A 25,568-nucleotide genomic window follows, 5' to 3' on the forward strand; every position below is an offset into this window, starting at 1 on the left:
CCGGGCGAAGTTATCCACAGGTTTGAGCCTATCTTTGGGAGCGCGGGGGCTCGGAGGCGTTGAAACGTTCGACGCGCAGGCGGTCGACGGCCGGAATCTCAATCGGCTCGAGGTCCGCGAGGGCCACGCCCATGGCCTGGGCGAGGAGGAGATCCGCCAGCTGCGGGTTTCGGGCCAGCGCCGGGCCGTGCATATAGGTGGCGATGACGCTGCCTTGGACGGCGCCTTCGTAGGTGCGCTGGGCGGAGCCGTCGCTGAGATCGGCGGTGGCGGCTTGGTCGGCATTGCCATTGCCGCGGGTGAGCGTGCCGAGCGGCTGCGCGGAGGGGCCGAGGATGGTGGCGCCTAGGTGGTTTTCAAAACCGGTCAGCGGCTCGGTGAGGTCCGCGGTAACACCGGCGCGGGTGGGCTCGGAGGCTACTTCGCCGATGGCGCGGTCCTGCATGCCGGCCGTGGTGGCGTCGAGCAGCCCGACGCCGTCGATAATGCGGCCGGAGGCGCGGAAGGATTCGCCTAGGACCTGCAGGCCGGCGCAAATGGCAAAGACGGGGCGGCCGGCGTTAGCGGCGCGGGTAAGGCCGCCATCGGAAATCAGGTGGTCCGCAGCCAGGATCTGCGCGGTATCTTCGCCGCCGCCGAGGGTGTAGATATCCAGCGTCTCGGGCACGGGCTCGCCCAAGCGGATGGGGTGAATCTCCGCCTCGAAGCCGCGCATGCGGGCGCGCTGGCGCAGGACGAGGGCGTTGCCGTCGTCGCCGTAGGTACCGAGGACGTCGGGAAGCACTAGGCCGATATTAAGCATTGGTGGCCTCCTTGGAAAGCGCCTTCTTCAAATCGCGGAAGGCGGTGTAGTTGGCGAGGACCTCGATGCGGCCCTCCGGGCAGGCGGCGAGCGCGTCCATTGGGTCCGGGATGAGCTCGTGGGAGATATCGGCGTAGACCAGGCGCACGGCCAGGTCGGTGCCGCGCTCGCCGGCGGCCTTGACGCTTAAGCCATTGAAGCCTTCGAATTTCACGTCCCAGAGCCAGGACATGTCGATGCCATCGGCCACCTGGCCGTTGGTGGCGATGACCAGGCCATCGGCGCTGCGGTCCACCATGGACAGGGCTTCTTGCCAGCCGGCCGGGTTCTTGGCCAGCAGCAGGCGAATTTCGCGGCCCTTCCAGTGGATGGTGGAGTAGCGGCCGGCGACGTCGTCGATGCCCTCAGCGGCCGCAATGGCCTTATCGAGGCCCACACCGAAGCCCTGCACGGCCGCGGCGATGGCTTGGGCGGCGTTGCCCCGGTTCGCGCGGCCGGGCAGCGCCAGGTTCAGCGGGCGCTTGGCGGTCGGGGTGATGATGCCATGCTTATCGACGCCCCAGGTAGGCTGCGGCCGGCGGAATTCGCGGCCGTCGGCAAGCGGCTTAACGGCGTACCAGTCATCCTCGGTGCGCACGACGTGCCCGCCGGTGCGGGGGCAGGTGACGGAATCGCCGAGCCAGCCGGCGCCGGCCGAGACCCAGATGACATTCTTGGCGTCATAGGCCACGGAGGTCATGAGCACGTCGTCGCAATTGGCGATGACGAGCATGTCTGGGTGAGCCTCCACGGCGCCGCGCAGGGCGCGCTCAATCTTGTTGATTTCGCCCACGCGGTCCAGCTGGTCGCGGGTGAGGTTGAGCAGGACTAGGGCCTGCGGGTTGAGGTTATCGGCTACGTGGGGCACGTGGAGCTCGTCCACCTCGAGGACCAGGTGCGAGGCGTCTTTGCCGGCCATGAGCGCGGAGATGATGCCGGCGTCCATGTTGTCGCCGCCGTCGTTGGTGGCTACGGTGTGCTCGGCGCGGACCGCGGCGGCCAACATGCGGGTGGTGGTGGACTTGCCGTTGGTGCCGGTAACCAGCACGGCTGGGCGCCCACCACCCAGGTTGGTCATGATGGAAGGGTCAATGGCATTGGCGATTAGACCACCGATCATGCCGCCGGCGCCACGGCCGGTGGCGCGGGAAGCGGTGGTGGCCAGCTTCGCGGCGGTAGTGGCGGTGGTGGTGCGCAACTTCTTCAACGCACCCGGGACTCTAAAACTCATGTCCCCTAGGGTAGTCGGGCGGGCGGCCTAGTCGTTCTTTTTCCCCGCCGAGCCGCCAGAATTTCGTCGGCCCCTGCCGCGACCTCCGCGGCCGCCGCGGCGCCGGCGCCGCTTGTTGTTCTTCCCGCCGCCCTTTTTGTTGTTCTGCGGCGAGCGTTGGGCGCGCGGCGCAGGCTTAGCGGATTCGGGTTCGGGCTCGGCGTCTTCGATGCGCGTGAGGGCGTCAAGAAACGCGGCGTCCGACATAAGCGGAATGCCCTTGCGGTGGGCATGCATGGGCTTTCCCACCAGATCCGTGGTGACATTGCAGACCACCAGCGAGGATTCGCGGGTAAGCTTTTCCGAATAATTGAGCTCCTCGCGCATGAGCGCGGCGATGATGGTGTCCGGATCCTCGAGGATTTCCGGTGCGACCACGATTTCCATGCCGCGGCGCAGCTCCTTGCCCGGTTCGTATTTGCCCGGGTTGTGGTGCTGGACGGGGGCCTCGGCGGCGTCGACGCGCACGTGGGAGCGTTGCAGGCCAAAGCGATCGGCGCGCACATCATCCGGCGCATAGCTGCGCACAGTGCCGCCTTCCTGCTGGCGGTAGAGCGCGATGAGCAGCTCGGTGTCCTCGCGGGAGGTTTCTGGCTCGGGCCGGCCGGCGCGCTCCACCGAGGCTTTCGGCGTGGCGTCCAGGCCGCTCTGCTTGGCGACGCCCCCCAACCGCACATCATTCGACCGCACCTGCTGCGCATAGGAGGTGGCCAAGGTATCGATAATGCGAACCGGCGTGGGGACGTGACCGACCTTTTGGCGGCGCCGGCGGCCCTTGTTGCGGCCGCGGTTGCGCGCCCGGTTTTGGCGCGCGGCGGCCATCATGGCGCGGCGGGCCTCGGCGACGAGAAAGCCCCAGGTATAGGGGAGATCGTGGACGATGAGCGTGCGGCCGTCGATAAGCTTGTCCAGCGATTTAAGGATCTTGCCAAAAGCTGGTGCCTGCTCAATATCGGTGGTGCTCAGCCCGTGGAGGTGGCGCGGTCCGGCGTCGATATCGGGCTTGAGGACGGCGTGGAAGAGCTGGCCGTGTTCGCCGGCGTCGTTGAAAGCAACGGCGTCGATAGTCACGATGCGCCCGGTGCTGGGGTGGATGCCGGTGGTCTGTAGGGTCAGCGCCACGTAGGGGTAGTCGGCCGCATCGGTGGATGATTCGGCCTGCTGCGGCTGCTGCGGCTTCTTGTTAGCTGCCTCCGGCGCGGCAGGTCGCTCGTGATGGGCTGGTGGGTGCGGCTTCGGCTTCGGTTTTGGCTTGGGTTTTGCGGCGTCTGGTTCGCCGGACGGTCGCACCGCGCGGCGCGGCCGAGTGCGTCGCTGTTCTGCGCCCGGTTTGGGTGCTGTGGACCTGGCCGCGTGGCGCGAAGCCACCGTCGCGGGCGACGGCGCTGGGGCCGACGCCGGCGTGTGCTGCGGGGAGGGGCCAGGTGTGTTGTTCATTAAACTCAGTGTAGTATCCCGCATTTCGTGCAGGGGGACAGGACGCGCCGCTTAATTTTCGACGACGATGACAATGACCTTCGGCGGAGTCGTTGGCTCCTCGGGCTCCTCAGGTCGCCCCGGTTCCTCCGGCTCTGCGGGCTCTGCCGGTTCTGCCGGTTCCTCCGGTTCTTCCGGCTCTTCCGGCTCGGACGGTACCAGCGGCATCTCCGGTCCATCCGGTGCGCTGCGGTACGGCATAGGCAGCGCCGGTTCGAGCTCTACAGGGATCTCTGGTTCGGGGGTGGGGTCGATTTCTGAGCCAGGGATCGTCGTCGTAGGAGCAGTAGTCTCCGGCTCTGGCGTCGGCTCGAGCTCGGAACCTGCGATAGTGGTGCTTGGCGCGGTGGTAACCGGCGCCGGCTTAGGCTCGGGCTCGGACTCCGAGGTCAGCAACGGAGACGTCGTCGTAGGTGCGGTCGACTCCGAGGGCTTTGAATCCGAGGACGCAGGCTCTGAAGATTCGGGCTCGGGCTGTGCCGAAGTGGACGTAGAGGACGCAGAGGTAGACGTAGACGAGTCTGCAGCCTGGGTCGGCTCAGACGTTGGCTCGCTCGTGGCAGAACTGGTGGCGGAGCTGGAAGGCTCTGCGGTCTGCTTTTCCGTCGAGGCTGCGGTGGTGGTTTCAGTCGTCGTTTTCTCGGAAGTTGTCTTTTCCGAGGTAGATGTGCTTGAGGTCGGCAGATCGGACGGCTTGGCAGGCGAGGATGCCGCAGAGGACGGCTCCGCAGATGTCGTGCTCTTCGTAGACTCCGTGGTCTGGGAAGGCTCTGCAGACTGGGAGGACGAGGAGGTTGCGGTCGGCGTCTTGGCCGCCGCTACCTGGGGTGCGGGTTCTGAGCTGGAGGATGGCGTCGCGGCAGGCGTGGTCTGAGACGGTGCTGGGGCTGGGGCCGGGGCCGAGGCGACGTCATTGGCTGCGGCCATGGCGGCAGAAGCCGCGGCGGAGGCGGCGCGGGAAATTGACTGGGAATCCTCGCCGTGGTGGCCGCCGCGGGGTTCGCTGTGGTGGCCACGTCGGTTGTCGGAGGCAGGGGCGTGGGTCTGGGCACGGTCAGCGTGACGAGAGTGCGTCGCGCTGGGCTTTTTCGTGCTCTGCGAAGGGTAGGTGTGGTGGTGCGGTGTTGGAGAGGAGGGGGCGTCGGCAAGCGGGGGCGGAGCCGAGGTACCGCTGGTGGGGTCGGCATCGTAGATGCGCGGCGTGGCGGGGTGCGCGGGGCGCTTGGGGCCATTGCCGTCGAAGTGGGAAGAATGGTTGCCTTCCGGAGCAGGAGCGGTGGAATGCGCGTTGGAGTCCGAAAGGGCTTCGTCGTCGCTCAGTAGGTTGGTGGCCACGGTGGCACCGCCACCAACGAGCACGGCGACGCCGGCTGCGGCCAGCAGGTTCGAGGTCACGGCACCGGAAGCGCCAGCAGCACCGGCTGCAGAGGTGACACTGAAACCGCTGGTTGCGGAAGCGCCGGCGGTGGTGGCACCGGCAGTAGTGCCGCCGGGAACAGCGGATGCGGCCTGTGCGCGGGCTGCGGTGGCTGCGGACATGACGGCGGCACCACCGGCGACAACGCCCAAAACTAGGCCGGCGTGGTGCTTATTGGCGGCGTTGTGCGCGTAGATGGTCAGCGCGGGGCGGTCATCGGCGTTGTAGTGGAAGTAGCCGTGGGCAATGGCGAGGCGGCCGGTCTTGGTGCAGTCGAGGACGGCGGGGGCAATCTCGCGGGCGGCGTCTCGCGGGAGGGAGCCTAAGAAGGTGCTATTGACATAGACATCAACGGTATTTCGACGCAGGAAACCGCGGGTGTGCAAAGAGACGAGATAGTGCTCGTCGGTTTGCGGAAAGCCGGTGACGTCCTTGGAAAATTCCGTCATCGTGGCGGTGGTCTCGCCGGGCAGCATGGTCCAGCGCTGCGCCGGCGGGTTATTGGCGGGGATGCACAGGTGCGGTGCCGGCAGGAGCAGGTTGAGCGTGGGCCATTCTTTGCCGGAGGCGTCCGTCATGCTCACATGGGCGGTGGTGTGCGGGCGTAGGCCGGCGCTGAGAATCCAGTCAAAGAGGGCGTAGGCCTGGGAGTCAGCGGCGCTGAGGCAGCCAAGGAGAGAATCGCCGATCCACACCGCGAAGCCTTCCTGGGCGGTGCGGGGACCGAGCTCCGCGGAGAAGTAACCGCCTTCCGCGGCGGTGGACTCGAGCAATTCGCTGAAAACTTCTGGCGGAACATCCCCGACGGGCAGATTATGGATCACGCCAAAACCGTGGTCGGGGACCACGTAGGTGGCGGAATCCAGCGAAGTCATTGGGGTCTTTCGATACGGGGGAATAGTCACACTGCATTTTAGGCGTTGACTTGGGCCATTTCCAATTTCCCCTGCCGGTGAATAAGGGGCGTTGTCCTGAGCAAAAGTTTCTACAGGATGAAAATAAGTACGGCGATAAGCGCTGCAATCATCAGTAGGGCAATGAGGGCAGGCCGCCACTGACGGCGCGGTGCGGAGTCATCGACGTTGACGGCGCGGAAGCTCGTGGTTTCGAAGGTTTCGGTGGCGGCGGGGGAGGTAGGGGTGGCGTCGGCAAGCGAGGCTTCCTTTGAATCCGGCAGCGGCGCTCCCGCATAGATGCTGAGCACCCGGCCAGTGCTGCGCGGCGCATGGTAGGCGTGGGCTAGGGTTATGCCCTGCTTGGCGACGTCCACCCCTTCCAACCGCCCCAGCCACCGCGGGCCCAGGTAGGCATCGGTGCCGGAACCGGTGGTGCTGGGCGAAAGCGTCACCAATACGTGCATGCGGGCGTGGGCGGGAATATCTAAATCCGCGGGCAGGTCGGTAATGTTGATGGGCGGGGCATAGCCCAGCATCGTCCACGGGCCGGCTGGCGGGTTATTGGCCGGCAGGCAGAGGCCCGGCCGGGGCAATAGCAGGGATAGGGATCCATCGGGCTGCGGCGCCGCCGTGGCTGCAGGGGTGAGCCCGGCGCGAAAGAGCAGATCTATCTCGGGGTATTCGGCGCGGTCTGCGCTGGTGATGTGCCCGATGGGGGAGTCGGTGCGCACCTCCAGGCCACCGTCCTGGCGGGGCGCCAAGGTGACGGTGAACTCCTGGTTTTCCTTCGTCTGCGCACCATAGATGGGCAGGGCCTGCACGGCGCCCAAGCCGCGGTGCGGGATGAGGTAGGTAGAAGAAGGCATACCCACCCTTCTACCACGCCGAGGTGCGGCACTGGTGTGTAGCACCGGCGGCTGGGCTTAGGCCAAGGCGCGGTTGACGGCGGAGTTAATCGCGTTGATGGAAGCCCGCGTGGTGGATCCGGCGATGCCTGCTCCCCAGACCTTGTTCTGGTTGACGTCGGCGGCGATATAACAGGCGGCCTCGGCGTCGTCGCCGGCGGAGCGGGACTGCTGGGAGTATTCCATGACCTCGAAGTCGATGCCCAGGGATTCCAGCGCGTTGGCATACGCCGCGATGGGGCCGTTGCCGGTGCCGGAGACGGTGGATTTTTCCCCGCGGAAGGCAACCGTGGCGGTCACGGCGACGTCACCGTCAGCGGCCGGGGAGTTGTCCATGTGGAAGGCCTCCACAGCCAGCGGGGTCTCGCGATCAAGGAATTCGGTGGCGAAGATGTCCCACATATTCTTGGAATTGACCTCGCCGCCCTCGGAGTCGGTGATTTCTTGCACCACGGTGGAAAATTCCGCTTGCATGGCGCGCGGCATATTGATGCCGTGGTCGGTCTTCATGATGTAGGCAACGCCGCCCTTGCCGGACTGGGAGTTGACGCGGATGACCGCCTGGTAGTCGCGGCCCACGTCCTTCGGATCGATAGGCAGGTAGGGAACCTCCCAGATGGCTGCGCGCAGTTCTTCCCACGAGACCTCGGTATTGTTCGTGCCGGGGCGGATGGTGGTTGCCAGCGCATCCAAGCCCTTGTTGATGGCGTCTTGGTGGGAACCGGAAAAGGCGGTAAAGACCAACTCGCCGCCATAGGGGTGGCGCTCCGGCACGCGCAGCTGGTTGCAGTATTCAACGGTTTCGCGAATCTGCGGCAGATCAGAAAAATCGATCTGCGGGTCCACGCCCTGGGTGAGCATGTTCAGGCCCAAAGTGACGAGATCGACGTTGCCGGTGCGCTCGCCGTTGCCAAACAGGCAGCCTTCGATGCGGTCCGCGCCGGCCATAAAGCCCAGCTCGGCGGCGGCGATTCCCTCGCCGCGGTCATTATGCGGGTGCAGGGAGAGCACGATGTCCTCGCGGCGGGCTAGATTGCGGTGCATCCACTCGATGGAATCGGCGTAGACATTGGGCGAGATCATCTCCACGGTGGAGGGCAGGTTGATGATCATTGGGTTATCAGGGGAGGGATCCATGATCTCTACTACTTCATTGCAGACCTCGCGGGCGTAGTCTAGCTCGGTGCCGGTGAAGGATTCGGGGGAGTACTCCCAGCGCCACGTGGTGTCTGGGTAGTCCGCGGCGATGGATTTGATGAGTGCGGCGGCGTCGGTAGCCAGCTTCTTGATGGCGGGCTTGTCCTTGCGGAAGACCACACGGCGCTGCAGCTTCGAGGTGGAGTTATAGAAGTGCACGATGACGTTCTTGGCGCCCTCGCAGGCCTCAAAGGTGCGGCGGATGAGGCGTTCGCGCGCTTGGACTAGGACCTGGATGGTGACGTCATCGGGAATCTTATTGCCTTCGATGATTTCGCGGACGAAGTTGAAATCCGTTTGGGAGGCGGACGGGAAGCCGACCTCGATTTCCTTGTAGCCCATCTTGACCAGCAGGTCGAACATGCGGTGCTTGCGCTCTGGGCTCATGGGATCAATCAGCGCTTGGTTGCCATCGCGCAGATCCACCGCGCACCACTGTGGGGCGTGCGTGATTTTCTTGCTGGGCCACGTGCGGTCCGGCAGGTCGATGTCTTCCACCTCGACGGCGAAGGGCTGGTAGCGCTCGTGGGGCATGGCGGAGCCGCGCTGCTTATTCCATGCGGGCTGTCCTTCGCGGCGTGGGCCGTTCGGGGTGGTGATATCGCGAGGGGCGCTGATGAAAGAGTCAGTGGGGGACATGGTGGTGCGGTTTCCTTGTCTGTGGTGTCTATGGGGAGACGGCCAGCTGGGCTTGGGTAGCCGGACTCCGCGACGGGGCGCTGGCCAGTATTTAGGCCGAAATCCCGCCGCGGCAGATAAGGAGTAGGTCAATCCGCTGTGCCATATCGGTCACACTACAGGCTCTCTCACTATGTGACAAGAGATTTCATTCAATGAGACACGGCGGCGGTACGGTACTATGCCTTTCGTGTCTACAGCCCGCCATGCCGCACCCACCTCACCGTCCTTACTGCGCTCCTTGTGGGCGCCTGCCGCGCTCGTTGCGCTCATCGGCGCCGCACTGCGCGTGGGCGTGCTCGCGGCCGTGGCCGCCGTGCAGGACGATAAGCTCTGGGGCCTGCTTAATAAGTGGGACGCCAAGCACTACGTAGAAATCGCCCGCGGCGGGTACTTCGGCGCGGATATCTCAACGGATGGGCCGGTCCATGAGACGACCATGGCCTTCTTCCCGGGCTTTCCCTTCCTGGTGCGTGCGGTGAGCGGCATCCTGGGAACCGGCGAGGCCGGCACTGCCATCGCGCTCAACGTGCTCTTTAGCATCGCGCTGGCCGCCGGGGTGATGGCCCTGGCCGCGCAGATGGGCATGGGGAAGTGGGCCCAGGTACTCAGCGCCGTAGTGGTAACTAGCGCGCCGATGTCCATCGTGTTTTCTATGCCGTATACCGAGGCGCTTTTCGGGGCACTGGCTATCTGGGCGGTGGTGGCGCTGGTGGGCGAGCGCTGGTGGGCCGCCGCGGCGTATATCTTTGTGGCCGGGCTCGTGCGCCTTACCGCGGTGGACCTCGTTGCGGTCTTTGGGCTTATGGTGCTGCTGCGGGCCCGAAAGGACTGGCGAGCCTGGGCCGCGGTGGCGTTTTCGGTCGTGCCGCTGGTGGGCTATTTGTGGTGGTCGAGCAGCCACTTGAAAGATGTCGGCGGCTACTTTGGCATTCAGAAGGAACATTGGAATTCCGGCTTCGATGGCGGCAAAGCCACGGCCATTTGGCTGTGGGAGACGCTCACCGGGGCCACCAATGGCGGCTACCTGCTCAGCGCCGGCGTAATGATCGCTGCCCCGGTATGCCTGGTGCTGGCATGGCGCCGCCTGCCGTTAGCGGCCTGGCTATTCTCTGCAGTGCTGATGGCGAACGTGCTGCTTTCTGATGGCATCATGCACTCGCGGCCCCGGCTGCTCCTGCCGGCGGTGATTGTGTTGTTGCCGTGGGTGAAAAAGGGGACGTCGGCAAGCGTGGCGGTTGGCGCCTGGGCCCTGTTCGGGGCGTGGTTTTCGGCCTATATGCTCGGCGTATTTGAGTGGGCCATTTAGCCGCGCTGGCTTACCGGGCTGCGGGAGAGCACGATGGTGGAAAGCACCATAACGGTAAGGGCGATGAGCATAATTGCCCAACCGACGGCCGTATCGATGAGGAATTTCTCTCCCAGCACCATGTAGCCCAAGCCGAAGGCCACGATGGGTTCAAAGATGGTCATGGCCGGCAGGGAATGGGCTAGGGGGCCGGCATTGAAGGAATATTGCTGCACCACGGTGCCGGTGAGCGCGAGACCGATGAGACCGTAAAACTGCCAGCTTGCCAGGAGCGTGCTAAGGCCTTCGTGGGTGAAAATGTCCACCACGGCCTTTGATAGCAGGGCGACGAAGCCGTAGATGACGCCGCAGGCCGTGCCCAAGGCTAAAGGCCGCTGCTCTGGCAGCTTCGTGGCTGCCGCGCCCAAGATTGCGAGGGTGACCAACCCCACGAGGAGTGCTGGCCACCAATCGCTCCATTCTGGGCGGGGGTTGCCAGCGACTGGCCGACCGTAGACGACCATGATGCCCACCGCGATGGTCAATGCAATGGACCAAAAGACCTCATGGAAAGGCATTTTGCGGCCGGAATACCACGCCGAAAGCGGCAGGGTAAACATTAAGGACAGCACCAAGATGGGCTGGACCACCAGCAAGGTACCAAAACCGAGGGCGATGACCTGCAGGCCATAGGCGCCAATGGCGGCCGCGGTGCCCACCCACCACAAGGGGTTGGACATGGCGGCGCGCATGACCGAATCATCGGCGTCGAGGGCGATGCGGTGGCGGATGACCGTACCCCAAGCAACCGTCAGCGCGGATGCGAGCGCGAAAAAGATGGCGAGGAGGTTGCTTAACACCCGCTCAACGGTAGTAAAAAATCCTGCTATATGCATATTCTTCCCTGCATGGCGCGCGTTTTTCTGCGCTGAGGAAGCTAACGTGTGGTGCGCTTAACGTTGGGGGCGTGTGAATAAAAATTAAGCATTGTCTAGGAATTATGATGAGGGCAAAGACCCTGCGGGGTAGCATGGGTATTTGACTAATGAACGACAGGTATTTCTGGGCGTGTACACACACGCCAGGGATGCCTTGAACGACGAAAGGCGGCATCCTTACCGTGGCCCTGATCGTGCAAAAGTATGGCGGCTCATCCCTCGAATCCGCAGACCGCATCCGCGCCGTTGCGGAGCGCATCGTGGCCACCAAGAAGCAGGGCAACGACGTTGTCGTGGTGTGTTCCGCCATGGGCGATACCACCGATGAGCTGCTCGATCTTGCCGCCCAGGTCAATCCCGTACCGCCGCAGCGAGAGATGGATATGTTGCTCACCGCCGGCGAGCGCATCTCTAATGCTCTAGTAGCCATGGCAGTGGAATCGCTTGGTGCCCACGCCCAGTCCTTTACCGGTTCCCAAGCCGGAGTGCTCACCACCGAGCGCCACGGCAATGCCCGCATCGTGGACGTGACCCCGGGCCGCCTGACCGAGGCTTTGGACGAAGGCAAGATCTGTATCGTCGCCGGCTTCCAGGGCGTTAACAAGGAATCGCGCGATGTCACCACCTTGGGTCGCGGCGGCTCCGACACCACCGCGGTGGCACTGGCAGCCGCGCTAAACGCGGACGTGTGTGAGATTTACTCCGATGTTGATGGCGTCTATACCGCAGACCCGCGCATCGTCCCGGACGCGCAGAAGCTAGACAAGCTCTCCTTTGAAGAGATGTTGGAGATGGCCGCGGTAGGTTCCAAGATTTTGGTCCTGCGCAGCGTGGAGTACGCCCGCGCGTTCAATGTACCCTTGCGAGTTCGCTCGTCTTATTCAAATGACCCCGGCACCCTAGTTACCGGATCGATGGAGGATATCCCCGTGGAAGAAGCAGTACTAACTGGTGTAGCAACCGATAAGTCCGAGGCAAAGGTCACCGTCCTGGGCATCCCGGATCGCCCGGGGGAGGCTGCGAAGGTCTTTCGCGTCATTGCCGATGCAGAGATCAATATCGATATGGTCTTGCAAAATGTCTCCTCCCTGGAGGACGGCACCACCGATATCACCTTCACCTGCCCGCGTGCCGACGGCCCGCGTGCCATGGAGCTGCTGAGCAAGCTGAAATCTGAAGGAGGCTGGGCCAATGTGCTTTACGACGACCAGGTGGGCAAGGTCTCCCTCGTCGGCGCCGGCATGAAGTCCCACCCGGGCGTGACCGCCGAGTTTACCGAGGCCCTGCGCGACGTCGACGTCAATATGGAGCTCATCTCCACCTCCGAAATCCGCATCTCTGTGCTCACCCGCGAGGCTGACCTGGATAAGGCAGCTCGTGCGCTGCACGATAAGTTCCAGCTTGGTGGCGAAGAAGAAGCCACGGTTTATGCTGGAACCGGACGTTAAATACCCAAAAGCAACTACAGAGGATTTTTAAGTCATGACCACTGTTGCAGTCGTAGGCGCTACCGGCCAGGTCGGCCGCGTTATGCGCTCCATCTTGGAAGAACGCAATTTCCCGGCGGATAAGGTGCGCTTTTTCGCCTCGTCTCGCTCCGCCGGCACCGAGCTGGAGTTTCGCGGTGAGCAGATTACCGTAGAAGACCTCGCTGAGGTTACCGAGCAATCCGTTGCAGACGTTGATATTGCCTTGTTCTCCGCCGGTGGCTCCACCTCCAAGCAGTGGGCCCCGGTATTCGCCGCAGCCGGCGCGACCGTGGTGGATAATTCCTCGGCCTACCGCAAGGACCCAGAGGTTCCCCTCATCGTTTCCGAGGTCAACCCCGAGGCAGCCAAGAACACCCCGAAGGGCATCATCGCGAACCCGAACTGCACCACCATGGCTGCCATGCCAGTGCTGAAGGTCCTCCACGATGCCGCTGGCCTGAATAAGCTTCACGTGTCCTCCTACCAGGCGGTGTCTGGCTCCGGTCTGGCCGGCGTGCAGGCGCTGGCCGCGCAGGTCTATTCCGTTGGCGAGCACAATGTGGGATTGGTCCACGACGGCTCCGCGATTGATGACGAAGACTTTGGGCCGTACGTGGCACCTATCGCCTATAACGCCCTGCCGATGGCCGGAAACCTCGTTGATGATGGCTCCCTGGAGACCGACGAGGAACAAAAGCTGCGCAACGAATCCCGCAAGATCCTGGACATTCCGGAACTGAAGGTAGCGGGCACCTGCGTGCGCATCCCGGTCTTCACCGGCCACACCCTGACCATTCACGCCGAGTTCGATAAGCCCATCACCCCAGAGCAGGCCACCGAGCTCTTGGGTGGCGCTCCGGGCGTTACGCTTGCCGACGTCCCCACTCCGCTCGCCGCCACCGGCATCGACGAGTCCTTGGTTGGCCGCATCCGCCAGGACCAGACGGTGGACGATAACAAGGGCCTCGTGCTCGTTGTTGCCGGTGATAACCTGCGCAAGGGCGCTGCTCTCAACACCATCCAGATTGCAGAGCTGCTCGTCTAGCACAGCGCTACATCGCCGCCTGTCGCATTAAAAAGCTCGGCGCCCTCCTTTCCTAATAGCAAGGGAAGGAGGGCGCCGAGCTTTGGGCCTATCAGCCGTGGACGAGGGGGCTAGTCCTCAGAAACCGGCTTGGCGGTGCCAGTGCCGGAGTCGGTACCAGTGCCCTTTTTGCCAAAGTCGAGGTCGCTAGTGGACGACGGAACCTCCGGCTTGGTGTGCTGCACGTAGGTCACGGACGGCTCCGGATCCTCGCGGTCATACTCAATATCATCATCATTTTCGAGCTCCTCGTGGATCTCTTCTGCGATATTGGTGACGAACTCGGTGGTTTCCATATTGGACGCTGCAGCCAACTTGCGCAGCTCGCGCTCGTTCTTCTTGGTAAAGCGCTTGCGCGGATCCAGACGACGAGACACCAGCTCGTGTGCGCGCATGCGGCGGTCGGACTCGTCCGAGAGCTTGCTGCCGTTCTTGATGCGGTTAAAGACCATCACCACGATCATCAGCAGTCCGAGGTAGCCCAGGATCGGGTAGACGTTGCTGACCAAGGCCTGGAAGCCTACGAAGGACAAGATGAAGCCGATGATGCAGGCGCCGGCATAAACCGGGTAGAAGCGCTTGGGGTTATTGCGGGTCAAGCGCTTGCCCAGCGCGTAGAACATGCCGATGGCGGTATTAAAGACCATGCCGTAAATGACAAAGGTCATCAGCACGCCCAAGACTGGGTGGATGCTGGTAATCAGGCTCAGTACCGGCATGTCCTGGCCGTTGACGGTCTCTGCCTCGAAGAAGAGGGCGAATACCAACAGTGCCAACAGGATGAGATAGAGCAGGCCACCGATGAGGCCACCGACGCCAACTGCACGGTTATCCAGGAAGTTACCGCCGATAACGATGGACATGGATACTGCCGTCATCACGTTCAGGCCGGTGTAGTTCAGTGCGGCTAGCCACCAATTAGGCAGCGAGGTATCAACATTGTTGATCGCCCAGTCATTCATGGCAGAGAAATCAACGTCCGCATTCAAGATGGTATAGCCGGTGGCAATGACCACGAAGATGATGATGAATGGGGTGATGGTACCGATGACTGCGGTTACGCGGTCGACATCCATCAGGCCGACGAGCAGCACCAAAATCAGCATGGCGGTGGCGCCCACCCATACTGGGACGGACGGGAACTGCTGATTGATATTCGAACCACCGCCGGCGAACATGACGAAGCCGATGGCGAACAAGGTCACCAGGGTGGACCAGTCCAAAATCTTGGCGGTAAATGGCGATGCGACCTTGTCGTAGACAGCGGTGTGCTCCTCGGCCTGGAAGTACGAGCCGAGCTGCAGGATGGAGATGCCGGTGATCATCATCAAACCAGCGGCTAGGGCGATGCCCCACAGGCCCCAGTCACCAAAGGCCACGAAGTACTGCATGGCCTCCTGGCCGGAGGCGAAGCCTGCGCCCACGACGACGCCGATAAACGCCATGGAAATTCCGATTGCGCGTTTTAACATGAAAGGGAGAAACTCTCTTACTCACACGCGCCGGGCCCGGCATTGGTATCGCGCGGGCCCGGATCGACGGTCGATTTATCACGTGTGTACACAACTAATAAACCACACATTGGACAGATATTTCGGGCAAGAATCGCCCCAACTGTGGTCTCGTTCACCCCGCACGCGAGGCGTAAAGTGCAGCTAAGTGCCAATATCTGGGGCCCGCGGGATACAAGGTAACCAGAGCGTAACAATTTGGGAGTGAAATTAACTCCGCAATCGCAGGGGGCTATTTGGGGGTATTACCCTATCCCCGCGATGAGATCCTTGCGGGCGCGCGCAACGCGGGAGCGGATGGTGCCCACGCGCACGCCGGCAATCTTGGCCGCCTCCTCATAGGTATAGCCCAGTACCTGGGTGAGGATGAGGGCTTCGCGGCGGTCGGCCGGGAGGGCGTCGATAAGCGTGCGGGCATCGATCCACTCGCTCCACGCCGCGGAGTCTTCCGGCGTCGCACCCATCGCGTCTTCGTACTCGGTGGCAGACTTTCGCGGCCGGGCCATATCGTGGCGAATATTGTCCACCCACACGCGCCGGGCCAAAGACAGCAACCACGTGCGGGCGGAGGACCGCGCCGCAAAGCGCGGCAGGGCGCTGATGACGCGCAGATAGGTCTCCTGGGTGAGATCGTCGGCCCCCTCGGGCCCGCCCAGGTGCGCCAGCAAGCGCCACACATCATCCTGGGTGGCCTTGATAAACTCCGTCAGGGCCGCGCGGTCGCCGCGACCGGCCCGAAGAGCGAGGTCGGTGACGCGGGCGTCGTCTGCTGCGGAGTGGTGAGTCACCTGAATGAATCTACCAGCACCCTTTACTCTCTTTGGCGAGCCCTGACAACCGTGCAAAGTTTTGCCACACTGGGAAGAACTGACCGCGAATTGCCAGGAGGCAAAAATGAGTGAATTTACCGCTGATGACATCCTGAACAAGGGCCAGCGCCCCGCTGGCAAGGGAAATACCACCCGCCCCTCGGGCCAGCCGGTGCCGTCCGAAAACACCTCAGTGACCGCGGGCCAGCAGGGACCGGTGGCGCTCAATGATATCCACCTCATTGAAAAGCTCGCGCACTTCAACCGCGAGCGCGTGCCCGAGCGCACGCCGCACGCTAAGGGCCACGGTGCCTTTGGTGAGCTGCACATCACGGAAGATGTCTCTGCCTACACCAAGGCCAAGGTCTTCCAGAAGGGCACCGTCACCCCGATGATGGGCCGCTTTTCCACCGTGGCCGGCGAGCAGGGCTCCCCGGATACCTGGCGCGATGTGCACGGCTTTGCCCTGCGCTTCTACACCGAGGAGGGCAACCTCGACATCGTGGGCAATAACACCCCGGTCTTCTTCATTCGCGATGGCATTAAGTTCCCAGACTTCATCCACTCCCAGAAGCGCTTGGGCACCAATGGCCTGCGCGATGCCGATATGCAGTGGGATTTCTGGACCCGCAACCCGGAATCCGCACACCAAGTCACCTATCTGATGGGTGACCGCGGCACCCCGAAGTCCACCCGCCACCAGAATGGCTACGGCTCCCACACCTTCCAGTGGGTCAATGAAGAAGGCGAGGCTTTCTGGGTCAAGTATCACTTCAAGTCCCGCCAGGGCGTGGAGAACTTCACCGATGAGGAGGCCACCACCACCGCCGGCCAGAACCCGGATTGCCACCGCGAGGATCTTTACAACGCCATCGAGGAGGGCAACTACCCGATCTGGGACGTTAAGGTGCAGATCATGCCGCTGGATGAGGCGGAGAATTACCGCTTTAACCCCTTCGACCTGACCAAGGTCTGGTCCAAGAAGGACTACCCGCTGCACGATGTGGGCTACTTTGTACTCAACCGCAACCCGCGCAACTTCTTTGCCCAGATTGAGCAGGTGGCGCTCGATCCTTCCAATATTGTGCCGGGCGTTGGCCTATCCCCAGACAAGATGCTGCAGGCCCGCGCCTTTGCTTACGCTGACCAGCAGCGTTACCGCATCGGCGCGAATTACAAGCAGCTGCCGGTTAACCAGCCGCAGAATGTGAACGAGGTCAATACCTACGAGCACGAGGGCAGCATGCAGTTCCTCTTCAATGCTCCGGAGGATCCGGTCTACTCGCCCAACCGCCACGACAAGGGTACGGGCGTGCTTGACGACGCCGCTGTAAACGACCGCTCCCAGCTCGAGACCACCACCGCGGCAGAGCTCTACATCAATCCGGAGTCCCACGGCAGCGACTTGGTGCGTGCACCGTATGTTCGCCACGCCGAGGACGATGACTTCGTGCAGGCGCGCGACCTGTACGAGAACGTCTATGACGATGCCGCCAAGGAGCGCCTGGTCACCAATATCACCAACGCGATGGCCGGCGTATCCGAGGAGACCGAGGAGCGCGTCTACGAATACTGGACCAACGTGCACCCAGCCCTAGGCCAGCGCGTGCGCGAGGTCTACGCCGAGAAGAAGTAATCTTTTCCCGGCAGCGCTTGTGCGCTAACGACGCCGCCCCCGTACCGAGTTGCTTTACTGCACGGTACGGGGGCGGTTTCTTGCTGTGTGGCTAGTCGCAGCGGCGCATCTTTTCCGTAACAAAGGCGGGAGCGCCCTCGGCGGCCCACTTATCCACGTCGTAGCACGGGGCGGCCATGCCGGAGGTTGCCTCGCCAATGGATTCAATGGCTACCCACTGGCCGCCCTCATAGCGCGCCCAGGCAGTCCAGTCCGTGCTGTCTTTGCCAAAGTGGGCCCACTGACCATCGCAGTTATTGACTCGGATACTGGTCATGGTGGGAGCTGCGGGCTGTAGCGCTTCTGGGGAGCAATCGCCGCGGCCGGTGTCGGCGGGTACGGCGGCCGGGGCTTTGCTTTCTGCGTTGCCGGATTCCGCGGTGTCCTCAGCGGGAGCTGCCTCCGCAGAAGTGGGCTCGGCCGCCGCGGTCTCAGTGGCGGTGTCTGCGGCTTCCGAGGTAGCGGGCTCGCTCGTGGTTTCCTCGGGCGAGGTCTCCTCGGCCGAGGAGTTTGCGGCGGTGGCGTCGGAGAACTCCGGTTCTGCTGAGGTATCGGCGTCGTTGGAGCAGGCAACAAGGCTGAAGCACAGCGGCGCGATGGCCGCAGCGGCGAGGTAGCGGGAAGGGGATAGGGGATAATTGTGGGACATGCCATATATCGTAGAGGAACTGCCAATGCGGGGGTGTTCGGCGCGCCTGCAACAGGGGAGTGACCTGCAAGGATAGGTTCATTACCATGACCTCACGCCTTGCCTCCCCAGACGCTGCGTCCCCCTCCCGGTGGCGCAGCGTCCTCTTGATCCTCCTGCTCGCCCTGCCGCTCATTATCGGCGCTGCAGTGGCGGGCCTTGCGCAGTGGGAACCCGCCCACACCTGGTCTAGCGCCGCGCAGCCATTTGGAGCGCCGCGGGAAAATTCCGCCTCGCCAGAGGTGAAGGAAGCCGCCGAGGCGGCCAGCCGCGCGCAGGCACAGGCGAGCATGCTTAAATCGGGCGCCACGCAGCTTGACGACGGCACAGGAGAGCTGAATAAGGGGGCGGATGAGCTCGGAGGGGGCGTCGACAAGCTGGCGACGGGCTCCCAAGAACTGGTGGCCGGCCTCAATCAGCTGCAGTCCGGAACTAATACGCTCGGTGGCGGTGCAACGGAGCTGGCCAATGGCGTTGGCGGTGCCGTGGACCAGGTGGTGGGCCTCGGTGCCGTCCAAGGGCAGATTCTGCAGGCCATCGATGGCACGATGCGCGACCTGGAAGGCAATAAGTCCAAGGAAGCGAAGGAAATTCGCTCGCAGCTGGGCGATCTCCGTGCGCAGGTGAATAATTTCCGCCTGGATAATTCAGTGACCGACCAGCTCAAGAAGCTCAAGGACGGCTCGCGCGATCTATCCAATCAGTTGGCGGTCAACGGCTATGCCTATCACGATGGCGTGAACCAGGCCGTATCCGGTGCGCAGGAGCTCAACGAGGGAATTGCGGAGCTGAACAAGCGCGTTGGTGAGGCGCAGGAGGGCGTGGACAAGCTTGACGACGGCGCCGGCAGGCTTTCCACCATGGCGGCCCAAAACCAGACCAATGTGGGTGAAATTCAGCGTGCCCTGCCGCCGGTGCATACCGCGACCGACGGCCCGGCACATCTGCTCAGCCCTATTGTGGCGATGCTGGTCTCCGCTTTGGTCCTGCTCGCAGGCGCCGCGTCCGGTGTGGCCTGGCAGGTGGGATTCCGCCCATGGTTGACGGTCTTCGGCGGCACGCTGGCCGCGGTCGCCATCGGCGAAATCCTCCTCTTTGTGCTTGCCACCGGATTTACCCCTGTGGCGGCGGTGTGGGCCGGCGCGGCGCTCCTTCTGGGCGCGCTGTCCATGGCGGTCATCACCCGTGGCCTACTCGGGCTATGCGGTATTACTGCCGGCAGCATCCTCGCGGCGCTGTTTGGCATAGGTCAGACCGCTCTGGTGGGGTGGCTGTGGAAATCCGCGGCAATTGCCGGTGTTTCTAAGGTTTGGCAGATTGTTTCTAATCTTTTGCCACTGAATTGGACTACCGCGGCCGTCACGGCGGCGGGTAACGAAGGCGAACAGGCCGTCTTGTGGACCGGCGTTGCGGTATTGCTCGCCATCACTCTCATTGGGCTGAGTGCAAAGTGGTGGGCTCCATCCACAGGAAAATTCAAACCTACGGTTCATTAGGTCTGAAAAAGCACACCTAAGAATAAGAAACATTGGTGGAAACTGGGAATTTTGATTCGCGCTACCGTTTGCATTGTGCGAGTGCTACAGTTGGTCTTGCTCACAAAGCCTACTTAGGGGGTAGGCGAACGGTTTCTCCAATCCGTTGTGAGTGATAGGGAATAGGGACGACGCGGCGCTGTAGGGGCACCGCGTCGTTTCCCATATGTGGGGTGTTTAGCTGCAATTTTTGCGGAAAATTCCGTGTAATTCCTTGAATGCTTTTGCTGGGGTGGGGACTTTTCAAGCAGCGCGAAGTGCTTCGTGATGACGATTGTCTATAGGAAATTCAATTTAAATCTGTGTGGGCTTTGGGGGCAGCCGTAGGCCGCCGATAGCCGAGGTTTAACCTGGGGCATACTCGCTTGCCCGCGTAGCGTAGGGCATGGCAGATCGTCGGCGTGTGCAGCGCCACTAAGGGGGTCCTAGTCGGGCTTGCGGCCATGGGTCCGACGCTCACCTCTGCTGCGGCGGGAATTTTGATCTGCGGCCGAGTAAATCCCATTATTTCTATGGCGCTGGTACCCGTCGTTGGTGCCTTGATACGGGGATTTGGTCTAGGTGAAATAGCTGACTTTTTCAGCGAGGTTTAAGTTCAGCCCACAAGAGCACCCGGGGAAATTCGGGGATGCTTGAGTTCGGGTTAAGGGTCAGAAAGTGTGTCTGAGATCGGTGATTTATAGTCACTGTCCAGTGTGTTTGTTGAAAGTATAGGCCTCAAGACCGTATATCGCTGTCCTTGACGGGAAATCCCCGGTGTTTCTACCTGGATGTGGTAGGCCCTGGTGGTGTGGTGGCTTGATGCCGAAGAATCGACCACGCTGCCACTGCGGCGGCGACATGAAACGCAACGGAACTACCAGCAAAGGAACCACACGATGGCGGTGTCAAGCCTGCGGGGCATCAAGCATCAAACGTCGCCCTGAAGTGCCCCGAGTTTTGTTCCTAGGCATTTGCCTTGATTTCTATTATTTCTTGCGGCGGGTTCTGCTTCCAAAAATCGGTTTCCACTTCGACTGGGGTTCGGTATCCCAAGCTTTGGTGAAGCCTCATCTCGTTCCACCATGACACCCACTCGAACGTCGCGATTTCTACCTCGACAACATCATCCAACCTGCGAGTATGGATTAGCTCGTTCTTGTAGGAGCCGTTAACGTTTTCAGCCAGAGCATTGTCATAAGAATCCCCGACAGTTCCGGTGGAAGCGGCAATCCCGTGCTGGGCAAGGCGCTCGTTGTAGACCACGCTGACGTACTGCGAGCCGTGATCCGAATGGTGAATGAGACCTGTTGTTTCCTTAGCACACACGATCGCCTGATTAAGAGCTTGCAGCGGCAACGCTTCGGTGCGCATCGAGTCTGATAACGCCCACCCAACGATCCGTCGGGAGTAAACGTCGGTGACAAACGCGGCATACACAAAGCCTTTCTTCGTGCGCACATACGTAATGTCAGCCATCCACAGTTTGTTCGGGCCGGGGGCTTTGAACTCACGCTCGACCAAGTCTGGGCGCAGATCAGGCACGTTAGGCTTACGGGTTGTAAGTGGTGATCTGCCTTTGCCTTTGCCAGAAACACCGGCCAAGCGCATTAAACGGGCAGTTTGTTCACGACCGATATCAATTCCGTCACGGCGGAGAGCATGCCACATTTTCCGTACACCGTAGACACCGTAATTATCCCGATGAACAGTTCTAATGCGTTCGACCAGCACAGCATCACGAAGGCGACGAGCACTTAACCCACGGGCCTTGGACTGGCGATACCCACGCGAGGTGATAAACCCACCAGCCCGGTTATTCTTCAACGTCTTACAGATGAACTCGACGGAAAAACTACTCCGGTATTCATCGATGAACCGGATCATTTCCGACGTTTTGGGTCGAGTTCTGACGCGAAAAAAGCTGAAGCGGCCTTCAGCAGCTCATTAGTGTCGCGTAGCTCTTGATTTTCACGACGCAGCCTCGCGTTTTCCGCGGCCAAATCTTCAGGCACAGGTTCTGGGATGTTTCCCGCACGACGGGCCTGTTGAGTCCATTGACGGGCCGTATGCCATGAAACCCCCAGCTTTGGAGCTACTGCCTGGCACGCGGCTTGCATCGACATATTTTCCGCCAAGATGCGGTCCTCTACAAGACGGACCACACGGTCCTTTGCATCCTGGTCAAATTTTCTTGGCATATTCCAGATTTTCCCATCTACTTAAACGGAACAAAACCTGGGACACTTCAATCGGCATCCAAAAAGGCCAAATCTAACCCCAGCGACACGCCGAGCCAGACACACATTTTGACCCTTAACCCACGCTCTCGGTAGTAAAAGGAGAGCGTTAAAGGCAGGAATGTCTGGATTCAGCCCGTCATCTCGGTCAGTCGAATCGATCAGCCCCGCGTATAGCGGGTTCCTGGGGGAGCGCATTATCTCTCCCCACCGGCGGCATATGAAAATCACTCTTGACCAGCTTTAAGGTTATGGCTGATGGCCTAAGCCTCGGGCTCGGCGGTCCATCTCCGCTATGCCTTATGGTCATAGCGAGCGCCCGGCGGTGATTTTCGCGTGATTAAGGAACACCCTCTAACGGCGGACTCTGCACCGGCTGCGGCTTAGCGCTAAGCCGGTTGGGGTTGTTTTCTTTTCCCTCTTCCGGGAACGCGTGGTGTTTCCCTCTCAACACGCGCAGCAAGCAAACTGTTGCATTTAGCGGTTGTCTGCTATGATCGGTATCAACTTGTTTCACCTGCGGGAGAGCCTAGCACAGTGAGTTCGCTGGCTAGGCTCTTTTCGCGTTTTGGGCGTGTCTATCTTATTTTCTGAGTCATCTGCTGAGGCGTTGTAGGGGGGCTGCGCCTTTCTATTGGTGGCTTTTGGGTCTCGGTTTCGGGCTTGGGGTGGGTTTTCCTGGCGTGGGGTGGTGGTGAGTTGTTTTGCTGCGCTCGGGGTAATTCTCCGCGTCCTCTGGCGCGGAAGCTGGGCGGAAATGCCGTTGAAAGGTGGCGGTGACTTCAGTATTGTTATAGGCAAGCACAATGAGTTGCTGTTCCGGGAAAGTTGGAGATGAGGAATATGAAGATAAACGGTCTAGGAAAAGTGTTGTCAACAGCAATCGGGGTATGCATGGTTGTTTCAGGGGGCACTGCTGTAGCAGCTGCGGCGGAAGAAAACGTTTCCGTGCTTGGGGAGTTTGCATCTAATTTGCGTATGTCTGCAGAAGACGGGGATCGCCAGGCGATGTCCGATCTGAGCAAATTTGAACAACTGTCTTCCGATCAGCGTTCAGAGCTAGAAGCGTTTCTTGAAGGGAAGCGCGTTCCGAATCTTAACTACGGTGAGGGCGAAACGGTAGCTACTGATGGTGATTTCTCACGCGAATTGAAGACGTCGCCGAGCGTGACGTTTTATGCGGCTGGTGGCTCAAAACATATTGAGTCGTGGGACGAGTTTAAGTTCGCAGGAATTAGCGTCACCAAAACTAAAGTGAGCGGATCTTACGAAACAAAACCGGGGGTGGGCGCTACCCGAATTCTTGGCCATCAATGCACTGTGGTGCACAATTACCAGCCGCTTACCCAGGTAAAAACTGATAAGAGCAATGCCTACACATCGGGTGGTAATGCTACATTTCTTTGTGCTGTAGAGGTGAAGCGTGGCTGGCCGTCGCCATGGGGTCGGATCAGCTGGAGCACTAAGAACGCTACGCAGGGCGTGGTTGGAAATGGCAACGGTAAGGTGATTAATCAGGGGTGGATGTAAATTTCACAAATGCAGTTAACTGCTCTGAGAAGTGATGGGGCTTCTCCATTAGAACCATATCCGGTTGATTATGTTTTTATGTTGCTCACGTTAGCGGCTGTGGTGTTATTAGCTGTCAGCGTGATTGTATTTTTCAGGCAGCCTAACAAACGGTGGTCGGATATTTGGATAGTGCTCTTTCTAGTGTTAATTCCTCTGGTAGGGCCGTTCGTGTATCTGTTGCACGTACGTTCCCACAGGAAGAGCGACTAAAAAGCCCAGACGAGTGAGGAAGGCCCAGCAACGTAAAGTTGGGCCTTTTCGCGGTTGTCTTTCTGCCGATATTTACTCAATGAGTCCTTCTCGTTGAGCTGCTTCTTTGATGGCACGGACGATGGTGTCAGTGTTGCTGATTCGTCCGCCGTAGTGTTCGGTGAGACGCTCAAAAAGAAATCCCCCGGCTAGGCACCTTGAACTGGCCCCCGAAAGTTGGACTGGTTTAATTCTAGGCGGTTAGGGCTTCAAGGGTCTGATTTCGATATTGCATCGGGGTCAGGCCCTTGAGTCGTTGTTGGATGCGTTCGGTGTTGTACCACTGGATGTACTCGTCGATGGCCTGGTTGAACTCTGCGACGGTGTCGAAGACTTCTCCGTGGTACATCTCGGTTTTTAAGTGCCCGAAGAAGTTCTCCATGACCGCGTTGTCGTAACAGTTGGCTTTACGCGACATTGACTGAACACCGCCGTTGTCATGAATGAGGTTGCGCCAGGACGAATGCTGGTACTGGAAACCTTGATCGGTGTGCATCATCCACCCAGGCTCAGGCGCACACGTTTTAATCGTTTTAGTTAAAGAATCGGCGGTAAACGTTGTCGACGGCGATGTAGCCACGGTGTGGGCAACGATTGAACGGTCGAACAGATCCATCACCGGTGATAGGTAGACCTTGCGGCCTGCGACCCTGAACTCGGTGACGTCGCTGACAAAGACGGTATTTGGCTTATCTGGGGTGAACTTGCGGTCAAGTGTGTTGTCGGCAATGTGGCTGATCGTCCCGTTATAAGAAACATATGGCCTGCGCTGGCGGATCTTGGCTCGAAGCCCCATCTCGCTCATGAGTTTGTAGACGAGCTTGTGATTGACCACCCACCCCTGGTTGCGCAGGTCAAGTAGCACTCGTCGGTAGCCGTAGCGATACTTGTTGCGCTCGAAGCTTCCCCGGATCGCGTCTTTGAGCGCAGCGTGCTTATCCGGATCGCTGAGTCGTTTCTGGTGATAGAAGAATGTCGACCGTGCCATGCCGGCCGCATCCAAAAGGTAGTGCAGACGATGCCGTGACTTGAGGATGACAATCGCCTGGACCTTCAGAGAGTGTCTGATGGTTTGTGTGTGGGAACCGATCCCGCATAAGGAGATAAGCCAGAATGACTACTGTGACAAGACGAGATCCGGCCGATAAGGCCAAGATTGATGCGATTGAAAAGAAGCTTCTTGCTAACCCTGAAATCGCGAAACTGATTGACGACCTAGGCACGTCCACAACGGATGCCAATGACCTGGTTCGCGGCATGCTGCAAGCCTCGATTACTAGGGGTTTGAATGCCGAGATGGATGCCCACCTCGGCTACGAGTCTGGTGATAGGAGCGGCAAAGCTGCAGCTGGGACAGACAATCACCGCAACGGGTCGTACACAAAGACCGTGGATTCTAACTACGGGCCGGTCACCGTGGATATCCCCAGAGACAGGACTGGGACGTTTATCCCAACTATGGTCCCTAAAGGCTCGAGACGTTTAACTGATGTCGATGACATGATTGTCAGCTTGTACGCCGGTGGGATGACAATTAGGGATATCCAGCACCACATGGCAACGGCGATGCGGGTTGATATCTCCCATGAGACGATTTCAGCGGTTACTGACGCCGTCTTGGATGAGGTTATGGTCTGGCAAAACCGCCAGCTAGATGAGTTCTACCCGGTCATTTTCCTGGACGCGCTGCGCATTAAAGTCCGCGATGGCGGCCGGGTAGTCAACAAGAGTGCGTACATGGCAATCGGTGTGGACCTTGACGGCATCAAACACATTTTAGGATTGTGGATTGCCAAAGAAGAAGGCGCTTCATTTTGGGCGCAGGTATGCGCCAATCTTTCTAACCGTGGT

General features: G+C 60.7%; 18 protein-coding genes and 2 pseudogenes. 8 read left to right on the forward strand and 12 right to left on the reverse strand.

Translation table 11 applies throughout. The annotated features are described in order from the left end of the window. Positions 1 to 28 precede the first annotated feature (28 nt). The 6 genes from MHX61_RS09360 to leuA all read right to left on the reverse strand — a co-directional run bounded on the left by MHX61_RS09360 (position 29) and on the right by leuA (position 8,641). Entirely contained in the window at positions 29 to 802 is a 774-nt protein-coding gene (locus tag MHX61_RS09360; RefSeq protein WP_239194355.1) for a type 1 glutamine amidotransferase, read from the reverse strand. Beyond that, positions 795 to 2,072 carry a MurT ligase domain-containing protein gene (locus MHX61_RS09365; protein ID WP_239194357.1) on the reverse strand — a complete coding sequence of 426 codons (1,278 nt, stop codon included), beginning with the start codon at positions 2,070 to 2,072 and terminating at the stop codon, positions 795 to 797. Before MHX61_RS09365 ends, MHX61_RS09360 begins: the two co-directional genes overlap by 8 nt. Before the next feature lie 27 nt (positions 2,073 to 2,099). Beyond that, the gene (locus MHX61_RS09370; protein WP_316987332.1) at positions 2,100 to 3,401 is read right to left on the reverse strand and encodes a DNA polymerase III subunit epsilon; all 1,302 of its coding nucleotides are present in this window, start codon (positions 3,399 to 3,401) and stop codon (positions 2,100 to 2,102) included. Between the two features lie 198 nt (positions 3,402 to 3,599). Beyond that, positions 3,600 to 5,879, reverse strand: coding sequence for a hypothetical protein (locus tag MHX61_RS09375; protein WP_239194361.1), 2,280 nt, complete (start codon positions 5,877 to 5,879; stop codon positions 3,600 to 3,602). A gap of 110 nt (positions 5,880 to 5,989) precedes the next feature. Beyond that, positions 5,990 to 6,766 (reverse strand): hypothetical protein, encoded by a 777-nt coding sequence (locus MHX61_RS09380; protein WP_239194363.1) that lies wholly within the window; start codon positions 6,764 to 6,766, stop codon positions 5,990 to 5,992. 57 nt (positions 6,767 to 6,823) lie between these two features. Continuing rightward, positions 6,824 to 8,641, reverse strand: coding sequence for a 2-isopropylmalate synthase (gene leuA, locus MHX61_RS09385; RefSeq protein WP_239194365.1), 1,818 nt, complete (start codon positions 8,639 to 8,641; stop codon positions 6,824 to 6,826). 220 nt (positions 8,642 to 8,861) lie between these two features. On the opposite strand from leuA, the gene MHX61_RS09390 reads away from it, so the two are divergent. Next, positions 8,862 to 9,989 carry a mannosyltransferase family protein gene (locus tag MHX61_RS09390; protein ID WP_239194366.1) on the forward strand — a complete coding sequence of 376 codons (1,128 nt, stop codon included), beginning with the start codon at positions 8,862 to 8,864 and terminating at the stop codon, positions 9,987 to 9,989. Here MHX61_RS09390 and MHX61_RS09395 read toward each other — a convergent pair. After that, the gene (locus tag MHX61_RS09395) at positions 9,986 to 10,864 is read right to left on the reverse strand and encodes a DMT family transporter (protein WP_023020396.1); all 879 of its coding nucleotides are present in this window, start codon (positions 10,862 to 10,864) and stop codon (positions 9,986 to 9,988) included. The two genes, MHX61_RS09390 and MHX61_RS09395, sit on opposite strands and share 4 nt — an antisense overlap. 224 nt (positions 10,865 to 11,088) lie before the next feature. On the opposite strand from MHX61_RS09395, the gene MHX61_RS09400 reads away from it, so the two are divergent. Both MHX61_RS09400 and MHX61_RS09405 read left to right on the forward strand, forming a co-directional pair. Beyond that, a complete protein-coding gene (locus tag MHX61_RS09400) occupies positions 11,089 to 12,354 on the forward strand; it encodes an aspartate kinase (protein ID WP_239194367.1) in 1,266 nt (421 codons plus the stop codon). Between the two features lie 34 nt (positions 12,355 to 12,388). Beyond that, positions 12,389 to 13,420 (forward strand): aspartate-semialdehyde dehydrogenase, encoded by a 1,032-nt coding sequence (locus MHX61_RS09405; protein WP_204610455.1) that lies wholly within the window; start codon positions 12,389 to 12,391, stop codon positions 13,418 to 13,420. A 110-nt stretch (positions 13,421 to 13,530) separates the two neighbouring features. Here MHX61_RS09405 and MHX61_RS09410 read toward each other — a convergent pair whose 3' ends face one another. Both MHX61_RS09410 and MHX61_RS09415 read right to left on the reverse strand, forming a co-directional pair. After that, positions 13,531 to 14,931: a hypothetical protein gene (locus tag MHX61_RS09410; protein ID WP_239194368.1), complete on the reverse strand. Its 1,401-nt coding sequence runs from the start codon at positions 14,929 to 14,931 to the stop codon at positions 13,531 to 13,533. Between the two features lie 284 nt (positions 14,932 to 15,215). Continuing rightward, positions 15,216 to 15,758 carry an RNA polymerase sigma factor gene (locus MHX61_RS09415; protein ID WP_239194369.1) on the reverse strand — a complete coding sequence of 181 codons (543 nt, stop codon included), beginning with the start codon at positions 15,756 to 15,758 and terminating at the stop codon, positions 15,216 to 15,218. Positions 15,759 to 15,864: 106 nt separating this feature from the next. On the opposite strand from MHX61_RS09415, the gene MHX61_RS09420 reads away from it, so the two are divergent. Then, positions 15,865 to 17,415 (forward strand): catalase, encoded by a 1,551-nt coding sequence (locus MHX61_RS09420; protein ID WP_204610449.1) that lies wholly within the window; start codon positions 15,865 to 15,867, stop codon positions 17,413 to 17,415. A 91-nt stretch (positions 17,416 to 17,506) separates the two neighbouring features. On the opposite strand, the gene MHX61_RS09425 is transcribed toward MHX61_RS09420, so the two are convergent. After that, the gene (locus MHX61_RS09425) at positions 17,507 to 18,103 is read right to left on the reverse strand and encodes a hypothetical protein (RefSeq protein WP_239194370.1); all 597 of its coding nucleotides are present in this window, start codon (positions 18,101 to 18,103) and stop codon (positions 17,507 to 17,509) included. Between the two features lie 86 nt (positions 18,104 to 18,189). On the opposite strand from MHX61_RS09425, the gene MHX61_RS09430 reads away from it, so the two are divergent. Both MHX61_RS09430 and MHX61_RS09435 read left to right on the forward strand, forming a co-directional pair. Beyond that, the gene (locus MHX61_RS09430; protein WP_239194371.1) at positions 18,190 to 19,638 is read left to right on the forward strand and encodes a hypothetical protein; all 1,449 of its coding nucleotides are present in this window, start codon (positions 18,190 to 18,192) and stop codon (positions 19,636 to 19,638) included. A gap of 840 nt (positions 19,639 to 20,478) precedes the next feature. Next, positions 20,479 to 20,607, forward strand: a pseudogene (locus MHX61_RS09435) (IS256 family transposase); the annotation flags it as partial. Between the two features lie 15 nt (positions 20,608 to 20,622). On the opposite strand, the gene MHX61_RS09440 reads toward MHX61_RS09435, so the two are convergent. Further along, positions 20,623 to 21,857 (reverse strand): IS3 family transposase gene (locus MHX61_RS09440; protein WP_239194372.1). Its coding sequence is split into 2 segments (ribosomal slippage): positions 20,623 to 21,566 and positions 21,566 to 21,857, totalling 1,236 coding nucleotides; the frame shifts between segments, so codons are not numbered across the junction. Between the two features lie 882 nt (positions 21,858 to 22,739). Between MHX61_RS09440 and MHX61_RS09445 the strand changes: the two genes are divergently transcribed. Beyond that, a complete protein-coding gene (locus MHX61_RS09445; protein ID WP_239194373.1) occupies positions 22,740 to 23,426 on the forward strand; it encodes a hypothetical protein in 687 nt (228 codons plus the stop codon). A gap of 484 nt (positions 23,427 to 23,910) precedes the next feature. Here MHX61_RS09445 and MHX61_RS09450 read toward each other — a convergent pair. Then, positions 23,911 to 24,774, reverse strand: a pseudogene (locus tag MHX61_RS09450) (IS3 family transposase); the annotation flags it as partial. A 56-nt stretch (positions 24,775 to 24,830) separates the two neighbouring features. Here MHX61_RS09450 and MHX61_RS09455 point away from each other — a divergent pair. After that, positions 24,831 to 25,568, forward strand: a 738-nt coding sequence (locus MHX61_RS09455) for an IS256 family transposase (protein ID WP_239194374.1), incomplete at its 3' end; no start/stop codon positions are given.

Origin of the sequence: Corynebacterium sp. ACRPF, from assembly GCF_022347395.1 — a bacterium.
In the GTDB taxonomy this organism is placed as follows: Bacteria; Actinomycetota; Actinomycetes; order Mycobacteriales; family Mycobacteriaceae; genus Corynebacterium; species Corynebacterium tuberculostearicum_D.

Coding starts and splice junctions, on each gene's coding strand:
- MHX61_RS09360 (WP_239194355.1), bottom strand. CDS start 802: ATGCTTAATATCGGCCTAGTGCTTCCCGACGTCCTCGGTACCTACGGC.
- MHX61_RS09365 (WP_239194357.1), bottom strand. CDS start 2,072: ATGAGTTTTAGAGTCCCGGGTGCGTTGAAGAAGTTGCGCACCACCACC.
- MHX61_RS09375 (WP_239194361.1), bottom strand. CDS start 5,879: ATGACTTCGCTGGATTCCGCCACCTACGTGGTCCCCGACCACGGTTTT.
- MHX61_RS09380 (WP_239194363.1), bottom strand. CDS start 6,766: ATGCCTTCTTCTACCTACCTCATCCCGCACCGCGGCTTGGGCGCCGTG.
- leuA (WP_239194365.1), bottom strand. CDS start 8,641: ATGTCCCCCACTGACTCTTTCATCAGCGCCCCTCGCGATATCACCACC.
- MHX61_RS09390 (WP_239194366.1), top strand. CDS start 8,862: ATGCCTTTCGTGTCTACAGCCCGCCATGCCGCACCCACCTCACCGTCC.
- MHX61_RS09395 (WP_023020396.1), bottom strand. CDS start 10,864: ATGCATATAGCAGGATTTTTTACTACCGTTGAGCGGGTGTTAAGCAAC.
- MHX61_RS09405 (WP_204610455.1), top strand. CDS start 12,389: ATGACCACTGTTGCAGTCGTAGGCGCTACCGGCCAGGTCGGCCGCGTT.
- MHX61_RS09410 (WP_239194368.1), bottom strand. CDS start 14,931: ATGTTAAAACGCGCAATCGGAATTTCCATGGCGTTTATCGGCGTCGTC.
- MHX61_RS09420 (WP_204610449.1), top strand. CDS start 15,865: ATGAGTGAATTTACCGCTGATGACATCCTGAACAAGGGCCAGCGCCCC.
- MHX61_RS09425 (WP_239194370.1), bottom strand. CDS start 18,103: ATGTCCCACAATTATCCCCTATCCCCTTCCCGCTACCTCGCCGCTGCG.
- MHX61_RS09430 (WP_239194371.1), top strand. CDS start 18,190: ATGACCTCACGCCTTGCCTCCCCAGACGCTGCGTCCCCCTCCCGGTGG.
- MHX61_RS09445 (WP_239194373.1), top strand. CDS start 22,740: ATGAAGATAAACGGTCTAGGAAAAGTGTTGTCAACAGCAATCGGGGTA.